The following is a 14,316-nucleotide window of genomic DNA, read 5'->3' on the forward strand; positions in this document are numbered from 1 at the left end:
AATTTGCCAACCCTTTAAATAATTGTTCAAAAATATAAAAAATGCAGAGTTACTCCGAATTTCTTGATCTAAGTGTAGGTTTCCCTCAAGAGGGATATAGCGTTATTGATGACGAACTATACTTTCAGGATCTGAATTTAATGGAAATGATTGAGACTTATGGCACGCCACTACGTTTCACTTATCTTCCGATGATCACTAAGAAGATTCAACAGGCTAAGCTGTTGTTTCAAACCGCGATCATCAAGAACAATTACCGTGGAGATTATAAATATTGCTATTGCACTAAGAGCTCCCACTTCAGGCACATCGTTGAAGAGGCTTTAAAGAATGGCATCCACCTGGAAACATCGTCTGCTTTTGATATGCCGATGATTGAGGCCCTGGAGAAAAAAGGCTCCCTCACGAAAGATATTACCGTAATCTGCAATGGTTTCAAAACCTATCAGTATAAACAGTATATCATTGATATGTTGCATGATGGTTATAAAAACATCATTCCTGTACTTGATAATAAAGAAGAGTTTAATCTTTTCGATGATGAAGTAGAACTGGACACGCCTTGTAACCTGGGTATCCGTATCGCGGCTGAAGAGCAACCAGATTCACAATTCTATACTTCCCGTTTAGGTGTACGTATGGAAGATGTGATTGACTTCTACAACAACAAGATTTCTGCAAACCCTAATTTCAGGGTTAAATTGCTGCACTTCTTTATCAATTCTGGTATCACTGACTCTCCATATTATTGGAATGAGCTGGAAAAATATGTGACCCTGTATTGCAAATTCAAGAAAATTAATCCTGAACTGGACACTTTGGATATCGGTGGTGGTATGCCTTTCAAAGATTCACTGGTATTTGATTTCGACTATGAATACATGGTGAACGAAATCGTAAAAAGGATTAAAGAAATCTGTGCTGAGCATGATGTGGTAGAACCGGATATCATTACTGAATTCGGAAAATACACTGTTGCTGAAGCGTCTGGTATCCTGTACAAGGTTTTAGGCCGTAAGCAACAGAATGACCGTGAAAAATGGTTGATGCTGGATGGCTCTTTCATTACTAATTTACCTGATGTTTGGGCTTTAAACCAGAAATACATCTTACTGCCGATCAATAACTGGGATGCAGAATATGAACGGGTAAACTTAGGTGGAATCACCTGCGACGGACAGGATTATTATAATCAGGAAGCGCATATGAACTCTGTATTTATGCCGAAAACCCGTAAAGTGCAATACCTTGGTTTCTTCAATACCGGAGCATACCAAGAGGTATTGAGCGGTTATGGTGGTATCCATCATTGTTTATTACCGAGCCCTAAGCACGTAATTATCAGGAGAAACCGCGACGAGACTTTCAACTTTGAGGTATTCGGAGAGGAACAAAACAGTAAACAGGTACTAAAGATTCTGGGTTATACCTAGGCGAATATAAGAGACACAAACCAGCGGCTTTAATTAAATAAAGCCGCTTTTTTTATGTCTGAAATTTAGATTGGAATTTAGATTGGAATTTTAAAATCGCACTATAGTCCGGCCTGACCTCTAACGGACCGCCATTCTTTTATTAAATTCTTGCTGTAAATCATCTATTTGCTGATTATAACCTTTCTGGTCTTTAAAAGCAGCTGGATTATATGCATCGCCGGGCTTATGTTTAGTATGCAAACCAAATTGACTGGCATGCGAAGATACCCATAGATCAAATGTCAAACCTTTCATCGCCTTTAAAGTATACGCATAATCCTTAGCAATCGTGGGATAAGCCTTAACATCAGCAAACTTTTTCTCGGTAACTATCGTCGGCATATTGGCGATCAGCACCCTGTAATAACCTTTATCGTCCTTCGTATCAAAGATAAAGCTGCAGGAACCTTTTGTATGTCCGGGATGATGCAGCATATTCAGCGTTGTACCACCTAACACCACCTGATCAAAATCCTTTAACAAACGATCGACCTTAACCGGCTGATAAGTACTTCCATGCCCACCCAAAGCATAATCCGATTTCCCGCCGTCTTCCATTACCTGTGCATCCCCACTATCTACCATCACCTTTGCACCGGTCGCTTTCTTAATCGCCGCCATCGCACCCATATGATCATAATGTGCCTGAGTAGTCAATAATATCTTCGTATCAGCGAACTTAAAGCCCAGCTTCTCGATACTCGCCTTAATCTGCGCAGCAGAACTCGCCAGCCCAGTATTTATCAAAATATTGCCCTTCGGAGTCGTAATCAGATAACAGGCCAGATCATAAGTACCTACATAATACAAATTACCTGCAATCCTAAACGGCTGATAAGCCTTCGACCACTCCGCCGGTACATTTGTCGGCTCCTGCACTTTCTGAGCCGCAGCCGTCAAACCAAACCCCGTAACCGCAATTGCCACTACAGCAATCTTAAACGTTTTCTTAAACATAATTTCAAATTGAATCCGGACATCATCATGAAAAAGAAGATCCAAACGATCTCCAAACCGGACCTGAAGATATAAATTCCTATAAACTAAATCGAAGTTTCTTACAGGCTACAGGTAACTGGCAAAAACCATAACCCATTTTAATTATGTAACACTCCTCAAAAGTTTCTTAACAAAAAAAGCGCTCTTACGAACGCCAACAACTAACTCTCTTCGCCTTACCATGCCCCCATACCGGACATCGCAATAAATCTCCGTTCGATGTGCAATATTTTTTACAACAAACTTACATGGAGAAACCTCAAATTAAAATGGGTTATGGTTTTACTGCCGACTTCCAGCCTCCGGCTGTGGAGGCAAAAACCATAACCCATTTTAATTGTGTAACGCTCTTCAAATGTTTCTCAATAAAAAAAGCGCTCTTACGAACGCAATTTACAATCGCGACTTAAATTGAAAATGTTCAAGAAAAAGCTTTTCAATCGCCATGATACGTATCCTCCCATTTCTGCCAGGGCAGTTTTTCTCGTAAAAAGCAGGTGCATAAAAACTTAAACTACGGACCTTCTCTTTCGTCAATAACTGAACTTCCACGCTCGCTGCATCGTAAATGCGGGTATCAATAGGTAACGGACACCCCCCGCCATCAACTGTATCATCTTGAATATCCCAAGCCTGCTCATCCTTAAGTGCCTTCCACAAAATCAAAAGCTCATCACCCGGAATAAAAAATGGATTGAAAAACTGATTAACTGCTATCGGCACCTTATAAATACTAAATCTGTGATTCATCAGGACTGCGTAACCTATATTGTGCGGCATCAGAACTTCCTCAGCTGGCGGGGCCCTATAAGTATAAGCTGTAATCGTATCGCCCTTCTTACTAATCATAACAAATTCTGGTGGCGAAAGAAATCCGGTCTTATACCCGAAGACAACCGTACTATCGGCATTATCCTGTAAAAAGGACAAAAGTAATTTCCCTTCCTTCAGTAACTGGGCGTCTGCTCCCTTCACACCTAAAAACATAAAAAACAGCAATAACAAGAACCTCATACCCTAATAAATATTAATTACTCTTTACACATACACGTACCCCGTAAAAAAACGAGAAGCACCTCAATTAAATCTGCCTTTAATATATAAAAAACTAAATCAGTAAAACCAATACTGAAACACATGCCGTCGCTGAATCCCCCGACGTACTAATCAACACCTCCCAACCGGCGTCAGCAAAAGAAGATCAAACATCTAATCGGATATTCATCTCCAAAAACTTAAAAAATGCCATTCAAAATCACTAAAAGATAAAATCCGAAAACAAAAAAAAGCGCTCTTACGAACGCTAACAACTAACTCCTCTCCAACAAATGCTAAAAAACAATACGCCTTACCATGCCCCATACCGGACATCGCAATAAATCTCCGTTCGATGTGCAATATTTTTTGCAACAAACTTACATGGAGAAACCTCAAATTAAAATGGGTTATGGTTTTACTGCCGACTTCCAGCCTCCGGCTGTGGAGGCAAAAACCATAATCCATTTTAATTATGTAACACTCTTCAAAAGTTTCTTAATAAAAAAAGCGCTCTTACGAACGCCAACAACTAACTCTCTTCGCCTTACCATGCCCCCATACCGGACATCGCAATAAACCTCCGTTCGATGTGCAATATTTTTCGCAACAAACTTACAGGGAGAAACCTCAAATTAAAATGGGTTATGGTTTTACTGCCGACTTACAGCCTCCGGCTGTGGAGGCAAAAACCATAACCCATTTTAATTGTGTAACACTCTTCAAAAGTTTCTTAATAAAAAAAGCGCTCTTACGAACACTTCCTTTATTAAGAAACTTTTATCTCTTTACTCTCCGGCTGCACATCCACTTTTTTGCCAATCGTAATCGTCAAAATACCATTCACATATTCAGCAGCAATTTTTTCTGCATCTACACTTTCCGGTAACACGAAAGATCTGGCAAAAGAAAGGTAATCAAATTCTTTTCGGCTGTAGTTTTTAAGTTCAGCTGTATCAGCTGCTTTTTTCTCAGCCCAAATAGATAAGTTTTCTTTTTTCAGATTGATTTGGAAATCTTCTTTCTCCAATCCAGGGGCAGCAAGCTCGATAGTATAAGCCTCTTTTGACTCCATAATATTTACACCAGGAACTTTATTAATAGTGTAATTTTTATTTAGTGCATCACTGAACAATGAATCAAAAACGTTGTTAAAGTAAGGTGCGGTGTTTCTTGTGCGGTTGTTAAAATTTACTAATGTCATGATTATTCTCCTTTATTTTTAATTTTCTTATTTGATACAAGCACTTATTCAACTCTTATACCAAACCAATTATTTATGATTTTCAAGACATTTTGGCGTAAAAATAAAAAACAAGATGACATAAGGTCCGAAACAGACTCGAATCTTGACAAATTCAAGTATAAAACTACTATTGAAACCAGATTTGTGGATTTCGATATGATGGGTCACGTCAATAACGCGATGTATTTCACTTATATGGAAATTGCACGGACTAAATATTGGAAGCAGGCAATTTCCTGGGACTGGGAAAAAACAGGCGTAGTAATTGCAAGTGCCGGAATTAACTATAAGTTACCGGTATTCCTGAAAGATACTATCAGTATGTATGTACGGACCTCGAGAATTGGAAATACAAGTTTCGATCTGGAGTATGTGATAGTCAAACATATCAATGGCGAGGAGAAGATATGCACAAGGGGGAAAACGACTTGTGTGGCTTTCGACTATAAGACAAAGACGGCCGTGGAAATACCGGCCCATGAACGTAATAAAATGATTGAATTTGAACAGTTATAGCGCCTGCCGAGCAGGCGCTTTTATTAAAAAATCTTGCCGGGATTGAGTATCAGATCAGGATCAAAAACACGTTTGATCCCACGCATCAGGTTGAGATGCACTTCACTATATTTAAGTGGCATAAATTCGCGCTGCACTAAACCAATTCCATGTTCTCCGGAAATTGTACCACCTAGTTTAGCGGTCAACTGAAAAATCTCGACAATCCCTTCTTTTAATTTATACTTCCAGTCTTCATCAGACATATCACCTTTGATGATATTGATATGTAGGTTGCCATCGCCCGCATGTCCGTAGCAAACACTTTCAAATCCATAACGGGCTCCAATTTCTTTAACACCATTAATGAGTTGAGGTAAAGCAGCACGCGGCACTACCGTATCTTCCTCCTTATAGACAGAATTGGATTTCACCGACTCGGCCATTACCCGGCGCATACGCCATAAGTCTTCCTTTTGAGCTGCAGTGTCTGCAAAAAGCACTTCAGTACAACCATGTGATTCAAGCACCTCATTGACCTTCTCGACATCTTTAAATATCATGTCCAGATCATCGCCGTCAAGCTCAATCATCAGGAAAGCTTTTACATTATCCTTGAGATCGAATTTAATATCATCAAAACGGATAACCCATTCTACCCCTTTGCGTTCCATAAATTCTAGTGCAGATGGAATAATACCAGCTCTGAAAATTGCCGATACCGCAGCGCAGGCAGCTTCATTTTCCAGAAATGAGCCTAAAAGGACTACATTATGCTGAGTTCTGGGAATTAGTTTGGTCACAATTTTAGTGACCACGCCCAATGTTCCTTCTGAGCCGATCATTAACTGCGTGAGATTGTATCCTGATGCATACTTTAAGGTATTAGCACCTGTCCAGATAACATCTCCATTTGGCAGGACGACTTCCAGATTTAAGATATATTCCCGGATAGTACCATATTTAACTACCCTTGGACCACCGGACCCATGTGCGACATTCCCCCCAATAAAACAAGAGCCTTTACTGGATGGGTCTACCGGATACAACAGACCTTCAGCAGCGACAGCATTCATAAATTCTTCGGTGATGACACCCGGCTCTACTGTTGCCTGAAGATTTTCTGTATCAATTTCTATAATAGATTTGAACCTTTCCATAGACATAAGTACCCCACCATAAACCGGTAATGCACCGCCACTAAGCCCTGTTCCACCACCCCTTGGGGTTACAGGAACGTAGGCCGAACTGCATAATTTCAAAATTGCTGAAACCTGAGCTGTATCTGCGGGCTTCACGACTACTTCCGGCTGATAGCGCAGATCTTCGGTTTCATCATGGCTGTAATTGTCAAGAACCTGACTATCTGTAAAGACGTTTGCTTCGCCGAGTATTTCAGTCAACTGCAAAATAAAAGCAGCATCTATTAAATGATAAGGGCTGGTTACGGGCATAGTTTGTATAGGATATAAAATTATAGGGTTGTAAGAGGTGCGGTATAACTCAGGCTAACAAATGAATGGTTAATTTCTCCCGGCATCGGCGGATGCATCTTTTTTACCGCTGCTTCAGCAGTTTTGATAAATGGATATAGTGCAATTATTCTGTCAAGCATTTTCCTGACGACGGTTTCCAGCATCTTCTGCGTATTAGCCATTTCTTCCAGAATGATGGTATTGAGTACTTCGTAATTAACAGTCCTGCCCAGATCTTCTGTTTCGCCGGTATGTTCAAAAGTCACCTCTGCGCTGACTAAAAATTCAGTTCCTGTTAATTGTTCTTCCGGATAATAGCCGTGCAGGGCAAAACACCTGACGTCTCTCAAAGCAACGGTTTGTAAATACATAATTCTGATGTGCAATAAATTAATTTTTTAACGGTCCTGACCTTCCTTACCCGAAATCATTACCTTTGAAAACAGGCCGGACAGAGCTTTTCGAATAAGAATGCCGGCATTCCCATCAACCAAATATAATGGAAAGCATGAATAAATCAGGAAAGAAAGACCTTTATGAAGCACCGGATTATTATTTACTGGATGAATTACTGACCGAAGAACATTTACTGATCCGATCTGCAGCGAGAGATTTTGTGAAGAGAGAAATCAGCCCGGTGATTGAGGATTATGCACAAAGAGCGGAGTTTCCGAAACATTTGATTAAAGGTTTAGGTGAAATTGGAGCTTTCGGACCCACTATTCCGGTTGAGTATGGCGGCGCGGGACTAGATTACATCGCTTATGGCATCCTGATGCAGGAACTGGAGCGTGGCGACTCTGGGATCCGCTCAACTGCTTCTGTACAAGGTTCGTTGGTCATGTACCCGATATACGCATATGGTTCGGAGGAACAGCGTAAAAAGTATCTTCCTAAATTAGCTACGGGTGAATTAATGGGATGCTTCGGATTAACAGAACCTGATCATGGTTCTAATCCTGGTGGCATGACGACCACTATCAAAGATATGGGTAGCTATTATTTGCTGAATGGAGCAAAAATGTGGATCTCAAATGCTCCCTTTGCTGACATTGCTGTGGTATGGGCCAAGGATGAAGCGGGAAAAATCAGGGGATTGGTTGTTGAACGTGGCATGGAGGGTTTTACAACTCCCGAAACGCATAACAAATGGAGTTTACGTGCATCGGCAACTGGTGAACTGGTTTTTGACCAGGTGAAAATCCCAAAGGAAAATGTATTTCCTGAGATCTCAGGCTTGAAAGGCCCGTTGGGCTGCCTGAACCAAGCTCGTTATGGGATTGCCTGGGGCGCATTGGGTGCGGCGATGGATTGTTATGATACCGCCTTACGCTACTCAAAACAACGGGAACAGTTTGGTAAACCTATCGGTGGTTTCCAGCTACAGCAAAAGAAATTGGCTGAAATGATAACTGAGATTACCAAGGGCCAGCTTTTAGTTTGGAGATTAGGTGTACTGAAATCACAAAACCGGGCAACCGCAGAACAAATCTCAATGGCCAAAAGAAATAGCGTGGAAATCGCAATTGATATCGCAAGAAATGCCCGTCAGATGCTTGGCGGAATGGGCATAACCGGTGAATATCCGATTATGAGACATATAATGAACCTGGAATCTGTCGTCACCTACGAAGGTACACATGATATACATCTGCTGATCACCGGCATGGATGTAACCGGAATTAACGCTTTTAAGTAGCGATCAATAAAAAATAGAATAAAACTGCTGGCAACGGCTACAACAAATAGTAAACAATACATCAAATGAAGACTTTTAAAAAATACTATTCCCTTCCTGTTACTCCTGAGGAGGTATACCTGGCCATGACTAAAGCGCAAAGCATCCAACTTTGGACCGGCGCGGAAGTAGAATTCACTGAGGAAGTGGGCACCGAATTTTCTTTCTGGGATGGAGATATCGTCGGGAAGAATCTGGAATTTGACTTTGGCAAAAAAATTGTACAACAATGGTACTTCGGAGAAGACAATGAGCCCTCTATTGTAACGATCAAACTGCACCCTGATAAAAAAGGTACTTCCCTGGAATTTGTTCAAACCAATATTCCCGACGAAGACTTTGACGATTTCACTGCAGGCATCAACGAGCATTACCTTGGCGGACTTGAGGATTTCTTCGAGGAAGAATAAACCTAAAAACAAACAATTATGAACAAGAGTTTCGGATTAATCTTAGTCATTGTAGGCGCCGTCCTGCTAATTTGGACCGGCTTTACCTACACCAAGAAAGAGAAAATTATCGATGCAGGCCCAATCCAGGTCTCTGCAGATAAAGAGAAAACCGTTAACTGGCCTCCCTACGCCGGAGGAATAGTCCTGCTAGCCGGAGCCATTATCATGTTCAGCTCCAAAAAGAACGCATAATAACTACACAACAAAATACCGCCCTATCAAAAAGCAAAAGGCTACCCATCAAGGTAGCCTTTTGCTTTTCCCGGAAAACCGTCCCCTAAAACCAATACTGCTAAACATCACTACTAAAACAAACCGTAACATACCTCATCATAATCGCCCAAAAACTACAGTAACCCTGCAAAAAACCTATACAGTCCTCCTACACACTCCCGGACCTCCCTTAAATACCGCGGTAACCCCGCATAAAAAAAATAGGTTAGGTTTAAAAGAACCTTTCAGCTTTGCTGTAGTTCTGAATAAACCTAACCGGTTTTTTTTTGCTATTACCTCACCCCTTTCATCATCCCCCCCTTTCCCGGATATAACACGCAAAAAAAGAGTGCTACAGTCCCCTGTACACCCCCGGACCTCCCTTAAATACCGCGGTAACCCCGCATAAAAAAAAGAGATTAGGTTTAAAAGAACCTTTCAGCTTTGCTGTAGTTCTGAATAAACCTAATCTCTTTTTTTTATGCTATTACCGCACCCCCTTTTATCACCCCCCCTGGCCGAACGAAGACCTTACAGCCTCTCTGAGATTGTAGTGTGAACTCATGACCTCACCATAAGCCCCTGTACTACGAATTGCAATCAGATCGCCCCTTTTTGTCTCCTGTAATAAAACCTCTTTACCAAAACAGTCTGTACTTTCGCAGATCGGACCTACCACATCATACTTTATTACCTCTTCACTATCCTGACGACTGATATTCTCAATCTGATGATATGCTTGATAAAGTGCAGGCCGCATCAGTTCAGTCATACCCGCATCCAGGATTACGAAGTTCTTTTTCTTGCCATTTTTAACATATAGAACCCTGCTAATTAACGAAGAGCTTTGCCCAACCAGTGCCCGGCCAAGTTCAAAATGAACTTCCTGGTTAGGTCTTTTATTTAAGAAATCGGCAAATATCTGGAAATAGGCGATGAAGTCGGGAATCTGTTGTTCCGGGTTTTGATAATCAATCCCCAGACCACCACCAACATTTAATACCTTAACCATGAAGCCGCGCTCTTCAAACCAGCCTGCAAACTCATTTACACGGACACATAGGTTTTTGTAGACATCCAGGTTAGTAATTTGTGAACCGATGTGGAAGTGGATACCCACAAATTCCAGGTTTTTAGCAAGCTTAAGTGTCTCCGCGCAAAGTGGAAGATCCCAGGAGTTGATACCGAATTTATTTTCATCCAGTCCTGTCGTGATATTATGGTGCGTGTGCGCATCTACGTTTGGATTGATACGGATCGCTACTTTAGCAGTTTTGCCTTTAGCTTGCGCCAGTTCATTGATAACTTCAAGTTCCTGAATTGACTCCACATTGAAGCAGAAAATATCAAGATCAAGTGCTTCATTAATTTCTTTATCAGACTTACCGACACCTGCAAATACGATCTGTTCTTTTGGAAAACCAATTTCGATTGCCTTTTTCACTTCGTTACCACTCACACAGTCTGCGCCGAAGCCAGTCGCATGGATGGATTGTAGTAAACGGTCATTAAAATTTGCTTTCATTGCATAATGCACGTGAAAATCATGCGCATTTGCAGCTGCTGCACAAGCGTCCAGTGTTTGCTGCAATAATTTGAGATCATAATAATAAAAAGGTGTATCTAAATCTGCAAATTGCGCTATATCTTTATTAGAAAACATAATGTTTAAATTTCTACTTGTATTTTGTTTAATTGGTATGGGGCTGATATACCTTGGAAACTACATGGATTTCCGGCGCAATAAGATCAGCAGTAAAGAATACGACAGAAGGATAAGAATCTTCGTCGCACTCCTTTTTATATTAGTTGCTATTCTGGTTTACCTCAAAAAGAGATAAGACTTATTCAAAAATCCGGTTATGTAAACTTCTGAGGACTTCAGTTTTATCTTCCGTATTAATTAACAGGGAGATATTATACTGACTGCCTCCATAAGAAATCATCCGGATCGGAATATGCTTGATAGAATCTAATACCCTGGAAGCGAATCCATGCTTGCTGGCACCGAAGTCACCTACAACACAAACAATAGTCTGGTCGGTATCTATTTCTACAGAACCAAATGCATGCAGCTCCTCTACAATCTTCTCCAGATTATCTGTATAATCAATAGTGAGGGATACCGCTACTTCAGAAGTCGTAATCATATCGATTGGCGTTTTATACCGCTCGAAAATCTCGAATACACGTCTCAGGAAACCATAAGCTAAAAGCATGCGGCTGGAATGAATCTTGATCGCTGTAATTCCGTCTTTTGCTGCAATAGATTTGATCTTTCCTTTTTCACTTTCCATAGAGATCAACGTACCTTTTGCTGAAGGCTCCATAGTATTTAACAAGCGTACAGGAATTTTATATTTTTGAGCAGGGAATACCGACTGAGGGTGAAGAATCTTAGCCCCAAAATAAGCGAGCTCGGCTGCTTCATCAAAAGAAAGCTGGGAGATTGGGCGTGTACCTTTAACAATTCTTGGATCGTTATTATGCATGCCGTCGATATCGGTCCAGATCTGAACTTCTTCTGCCAATAAGGCTGCACCGATTAAAGATGCGGTGTAATCACTTCCGCCACGACGTAAATTATCTACTTCACCAAAGCTGTTTCTGCAGATGAAGCCTTGAGTAATGAATAGCTTATTTTCTGGATATTTTGCTAAAATTGGTTGAAGGTTAGCTGTGATAAAAGGAATATCGGGTTCGTTATCAGCATCTGTTTTCATGAAATCCAGTGCAGGCAATAATACTGAAGGTACGCCTATTGATTTCAAATAAATATGATATAAAGTAGTTGACAGGAGTTCTCCTTGTGCAAGCACTACTTTTTCTTCAATTGGTGTGAAAATATCATTGACTAAAGAAGCCAGAAAATTAAAATGATAATCTACAACCTCCTGTCCCTGATCACGGAAATCGCCTTCAGGTAAAAGTTCAATTATAAACTCATTGTATTTAGCAAGTAATGCGTTAATCAAAGTTAACGCAACCTGTTTATCTTCCTTTAAAAGTTTGTCCGAAATTTCCACTAAACTATTGGTTGTACCAGACACGGCCGATAATACCACAATTTGTTCTGCTGAAGGATCAATGATATCCAATAAGCTTTTCATCCGAGCGGGACTTCCTACAGAAGTTCCACCAAACTTTAATATTTTCATTTTACATTTAGGTTTTAAAATATTGAACAGGAAAATAGAAAACCTCGTTTTTAATTATTTGAGGAAGGTATTTTTTATTCAATTAATTTGGTATATAATTGTATTGAGGCGTGAAATTAATAAATCGCCTGTAATATTCACGCTATAAACAAAATAAAATTTGGACTGCCTGCAAAATAGCGGTCCGGCGCTAAACAATTCGACCTCTTTTATTCTTTTAACAGAGAAAAATAATCAAATATCATCAAATCTTATGCAATTAGACGCAGCTACACAGCAAACCATTGATACCTGGCTTAACGGTAATTACGACCAGGAAACAAAAGCAGAAATTCAGCAATTAGTTGCTCAAAATGCTTCCGTGGAACTAACCGATGCCTTTTATCGGAGCCTGGAGTTTGGCACCGGCGGTTTACGCGGTATTATGGGTGCAGGATCCAACAGGATTAATAAATATACAATAGGCACAGCCACACAAGGTTTAAGCAACTATCTGCTTAATAAATATCCGGGAGAAAAGATTAAAGTTGCTATTGCACATGATAGCAGAAATAAATCTGATGAATTTGCAGGTATCGCTGCCGATGTTTTCTCTGCGAATGGTATTCATGTTTATTTCTTTAAAGCTTTACGCCCCACTCCAGAACTTTCTTTTGCAATCAGAACTTTAGGGTGTCGCAGTGGTGTAATGCTAACTGCCTCGCATAATCCTAAAGAATATAACGGTTATAAGGCATACGGTGCAGATGGAGGACAATTTACTTCACCTGATGATACCATGGTTATGGATGAAGTTGCCAAAATCAAAAACATTGATGATGTCAAATTTGAAAGGATAGCTGAAAATGTCGAACTGATCGGTGAAGAAATTGATCAGCAGTACCTGGATGCAATAACCAAATTATCGGTTTCACCAGAGGCTATCGAAAGACAGAAAGATCTGAAGATTGTATTCTCCCCTATTCATGGAACTGGAATTACGTTAGTTCCTAAAGCGCTGGCTCAGTTTGGTTTTGATAACCTGACAGTGGTTGCCGAGCAGGAAAAACCAGACGGCAATTTCCCAACAGTTGTTTATCCGAACCCGGAAGAAAAGGAAGCAATGACGCTTGCACTTAAAAAAGCGCAGGAAATTGATGCAGATTTAGTACTGGCGACAGATCCGGATGCAGACAGGGTTGGTATCGCAGTTAAAAATAATGACGGTGAATTTGTTCTGCTTAATGGGAACCAGACCGGTAGTTTATTAATTAACTATCTGTTAACTGCCTGGGATGAAAAGGGAAAACTAGATGGCGATCAGTATATCGTTAAAACGATCGTAACCACCAACCTGATTGAAGCAATAGCTGACGCTAAAAAAGTAAAATACTATAATACCTTAACCGGATTTAAATATATTGGACAGCTGATTACCAGTCTTCAGGGTAAAAAAACCTTTATAGGTGGTGGTGAAGAAAGCTACGGCTATCTGATTGGCGAATTGGTGAGGGATAAAGATGCGGTCATCTCCTGCGCTTTTATAGCAGAAATGACTGCCTTCTATAAAGATAAAGGCAGCAGTTTATATAATGCAATGCTGGACATGTATGTAGAATACGGCCTTTATAAAGAAGAACTGGTTTCTTTAACTAAAAAAGGAAAATCTGGTGCAGAAGAGATTAAAGCTATGATGGAGAAATTCCGCAGCAACCCTCCTCAGACATTAGGCGGTTCAAAAGTTAAAACGCTTAAGGATTATGAATTGGGCGTTGAAACTGATCTGATTCAGCAAAAGCAAAGTAAATTGGATTTCCCTAAATCGGATGTCCTGCAATTCATTACAGAAGATGGAAGTATCGTTTCTGCGAGACCTTCCGGTACTGAGCCCAAGATTAAATTTTATTGCAGTGTAAATGCGCCGCTTTCGACTCGTGAAGCTTTCAAAGACGTTGATGCACAGCTTGCTGCAAAGATAAAATCATTGATGGAAGACTTGCAGGCTTAACCTGGAAATCTAATCTTTATCACCTATAAAATAAAACCCCGAT

13 protein-coding genes are annotated in these 14,316 nt (G+C 40.4%); 6 read left to right on the plus strand and 7 right to left on the minus strand.

Annotated elements, in window-relative coordinates; translation table 11 throughout:
• The first annotated feature begins 41 nt into the window (after nt 1-41).
• Nucleotides 42-1,433 carry an arginine decarboxylase gene (locus BM192_RS03070; protein ID WP_037445023.1) on the plus strand — a complete coding sequence of 464 codons (1,392 nt, stop codon included), beginning with the start codon at nt 42-44 and terminating at the stop codon, nt 1,431-1,433.
• Nucleotides 1,434-1,553: 120 nt separating this feature from the next.
• Here the strand turns inward: BM192_RS03070 and bla are convergent, their stop codons facing one another.
• The 3 genes from bla to BM192_RS03090 form a co-directional block, all read right to left on the minus strand.
• Nucleotides 1,554-2,432 (minus strand): subclass B3 metallo-beta-lactamase, encoded by an 879-nt coding sequence (gene bla / locus BM192_RS03075; RefSeq protein WP_074963881.1) that lies wholly within the window; start codon nt 2,430-2,432, stop codon nt 1,554-1,556.
• Between the two features lie 435 nt (nt 2,433-2,867).
• Complete coding sequence (locus BM192_RS03080) at nt 2,868-3,488, minus strand: hypothetical protein (protein ID WP_139218394.1); 621 nt, start codon at nt 3,486-3,488, stop codon at nt 2,868-2,870.
• A gap of 790 nt (nt 3,489-4,278) precedes the next feature.
• Nucleotides 4,279-4,713 (minus strand): Hsp20/alpha crystallin family protein, encoded by a 435-nt coding sequence (locus BM192_RS03090; RefSeq protein ID WP_037443386.1) that lies wholly within the window; start codon nt 4,711-4,713, stop codon nt 4,279-4,281.
• A 75-nt stretch (nt 4,714-4,788) separates the two neighbouring features.
• Between BM192_RS03090 and BM192_RS03095 the strand changes: the two genes are divergently transcribed.
• A complete protein-coding gene (locus BM192_RS03095) occupies nt 4,789-5,271 on the plus strand; it encodes an acyl-CoA thioesterase (RefSeq protein ID WP_037443384.1) in 483 nt (160 codons plus the stop codon).
• A 23-nt stretch (nt 5,272-5,294) separates the two neighbouring features.
• Here the strand turns inward: BM192_RS03095 and BM192_RS03100 are convergent, their stop codons facing one another.
• Together BM192_RS03100 and BM192_RS03105 are read right to left on the minus strand one after the other, a co-directional pair.
• Nucleotides 5,295-6,704 (minus strand): FAD-binding oxidoreductase, encoded by a 1,410-nt coding sequence (locus BM192_RS03100; protein WP_051760135.1) that lies wholly within the window; start codon nt 6,702-6,704, stop codon nt 5,295-5,297.
• Between the two features lie 20 nt (nt 6,705-6,724).
• A complete protein-coding gene (locus BM192_RS03105) occupies nt 6,725-7,096 on the minus strand; it encodes a dihydroneopterin aldolase (RefSeq protein ID WP_037443383.1) in 372 nt (123 codons plus the stop codon).
• Between the two features lie 137 nt (nt 7,097-7,233).
• On the opposite strand from BM192_RS03105, the gene BM192_RS03110 reads away from it, so the two are divergent.
• The 3 genes from BM192_RS03110 (at nt 7,234) to BM192_RS03120 (ending at nt 9,107) form a co-directional block, all read left to right on the plus strand.
• The gene (locus BM192_RS03110) at nt 7,234-8,424 is read left to right on the plus strand and encodes an acyl-CoA dehydrogenase family protein (RefSeq protein ID WP_037443393.1); all 1,191 of its coding nucleotides are present in this window, start codon (nt 7,234-7,236) and stop codon (nt 8,422-8,424) included.
• Nucleotides 8,425-8,489: 65 nt separating this feature from the next.
• Complete coding sequence (locus BM192_RS03115; RefSeq protein WP_037443381.1) at nt 8,490-8,873, plus strand: SRPBCC domain-containing protein; 384 nt, start codon at nt 8,490-8,492, stop codon at nt 8,871-8,873.
• An 18-nt stretch (nt 8,874-8,891) separates the two neighbouring features.
• On the plus strand, nt 8,892-9,107 hold the full coding sequence (locus BM192_RS03120; protein WP_037443379.1) for a hypothetical protein: 216 nt from the start codon (nt 8,892-8,894) through the stop codon (nt 9,105-9,107).
• Nucleotides 9,108-9,633: 526 nt separating this feature from the next.
• Here BM192_RS03120 and lysA read toward each other — a convergent pair.
• Nucleotides 9,634-10,791 (minus strand): diaminopimelate decarboxylase, encoded by a 1,158-nt coding sequence (lysA, locus tag BM192_RS03130; RefSeq protein ID WP_037443377.1) that lies wholly within the window; start codon nt 10,789-10,791, stop codon nt 9,634-9,636.
• A gap of 181 nt (nt 10,792-10,972) precedes the next feature.
• On the minus strand, nt 10,973-12,286 hold the full coding sequence (locus tag BM192_RS03135; RefSeq protein WP_037443374.1) for an aspartate kinase: 1,314 nt from the start codon (nt 12,284-12,286) through the stop codon (nt 10,973-10,975).
• Between the two features lie 253 nt (nt 12,287-12,539).
• Here BM192_RS03135 and BM192_RS03140 point away from each other — a divergent pair, with 253 nt between their 5' ends.
• A complete protein-coding gene (locus BM192_RS03140) occupies nt 12,540-14,273 on the plus strand; it encodes a phospho-sugar mutase (RefSeq protein ID WP_037443372.1) in 1,734 nt (577 codons plus the stop codon).
• Nucleotides 14,274-14,316 lie beyond the last annotated feature (43 nt).

The organism is Pedobacter antarcticus (assembly GCF_900112985.1).
Lineage (GTDB): Bacteria > Bacteroidota > Bacteroidia > Sphingobacteriales > Sphingobacteriaceae > Pedobacter > Pedobacter antarcticus.

Bases quoted from the DNA above. Each gene is read 5' to 3' on its own strand.
- BM192_RS03140 (WP_037443372.1), top strand. From the start codon at position 12,540: ATGCAATTAGACGCAGCTACACAGCAAACCATTGATACCTGGCTTAAC.
- BM192_RS03135 (WP_037443374.1), bottom strand. From the start codon at position 12,286: ATGAAAATATTAAAGTTTGGTGGAACTTCTGTAGGAAGTCCCGCTCGG.
- BM192_RS03105 (WP_037443383.1), bottom strand. From the start codon at position 7,096: ATGTATTTACAAACCGTTGCTTTGAGAGACGTCAGGTGTTTTGCCCTG.
- lysA (WP_037443377.1), bottom strand. From the start codon at position 10,791: ATGTTTTCTAATAAAGATATAGCGCAATTTGCAGATTTAGATACACCT.
- BM192_RS03120 (WP_037443379.1), top strand. From the start codon at position 8,892: ATGAACAAGAGTTTCGGATTAATCTTAGTCATTGTAGGCGCCGTCCTG.
- bla (WP_074963881.1), bottom strand. From the start codon at position 2,432: ATGTTTAAGAAAACGTTTAAGATTGCTGTAGTGGCAATTGCGGTTACG.
- BM192_RS03100 (WP_051760135.1), bottom strand. From the start codon at position 6,704: ATGCCCGTAACCAGCCCTTATCATTTAATAGATGCTGCTTTTATTTTG.
- BM192_RS03090 (WP_037443386.1), bottom strand. From the start codon at position 4,713: ATGACATTAGTAAATTTTAACAACCGCACAAGAAACACCGCACCTTAC.
- BM192_RS03115 (WP_037443381.1), top strand. From the start codon at position 8,490: ATGAAGACTTTTAAAAAATACTATTCCCTTCCTGTTACTCCTGAGGAG.
- BM192_RS03095 (WP_037443384.1), top strand. From the start codon at position 4,789: ATGATTTTCAAGACATTTTGGCGTAAAAATAAAAAACAAGATGACATA.
- BM192_RS03080 (WP_139218394.1), bottom strand. From the start codon at position 3,488: ATGAGGTTCTTGTTATTGCTGTTTTTTATGTTTTTAGGTGTGAAGGGA.
- BM192_RS03110 (WP_037443393.1), top strand. From the start codon at position 7,234: ATGAATAAATCAGGAAAGAAAGACCTTTATGAAGCACCGGATTATTAT.
- BM192_RS03070 (WP_037445023.1), top strand. From the start codon at position 42: ATGCAGAGTTACTCCGAATTTCTTGATCTAAGTGTAGGTTTCCCTCAA.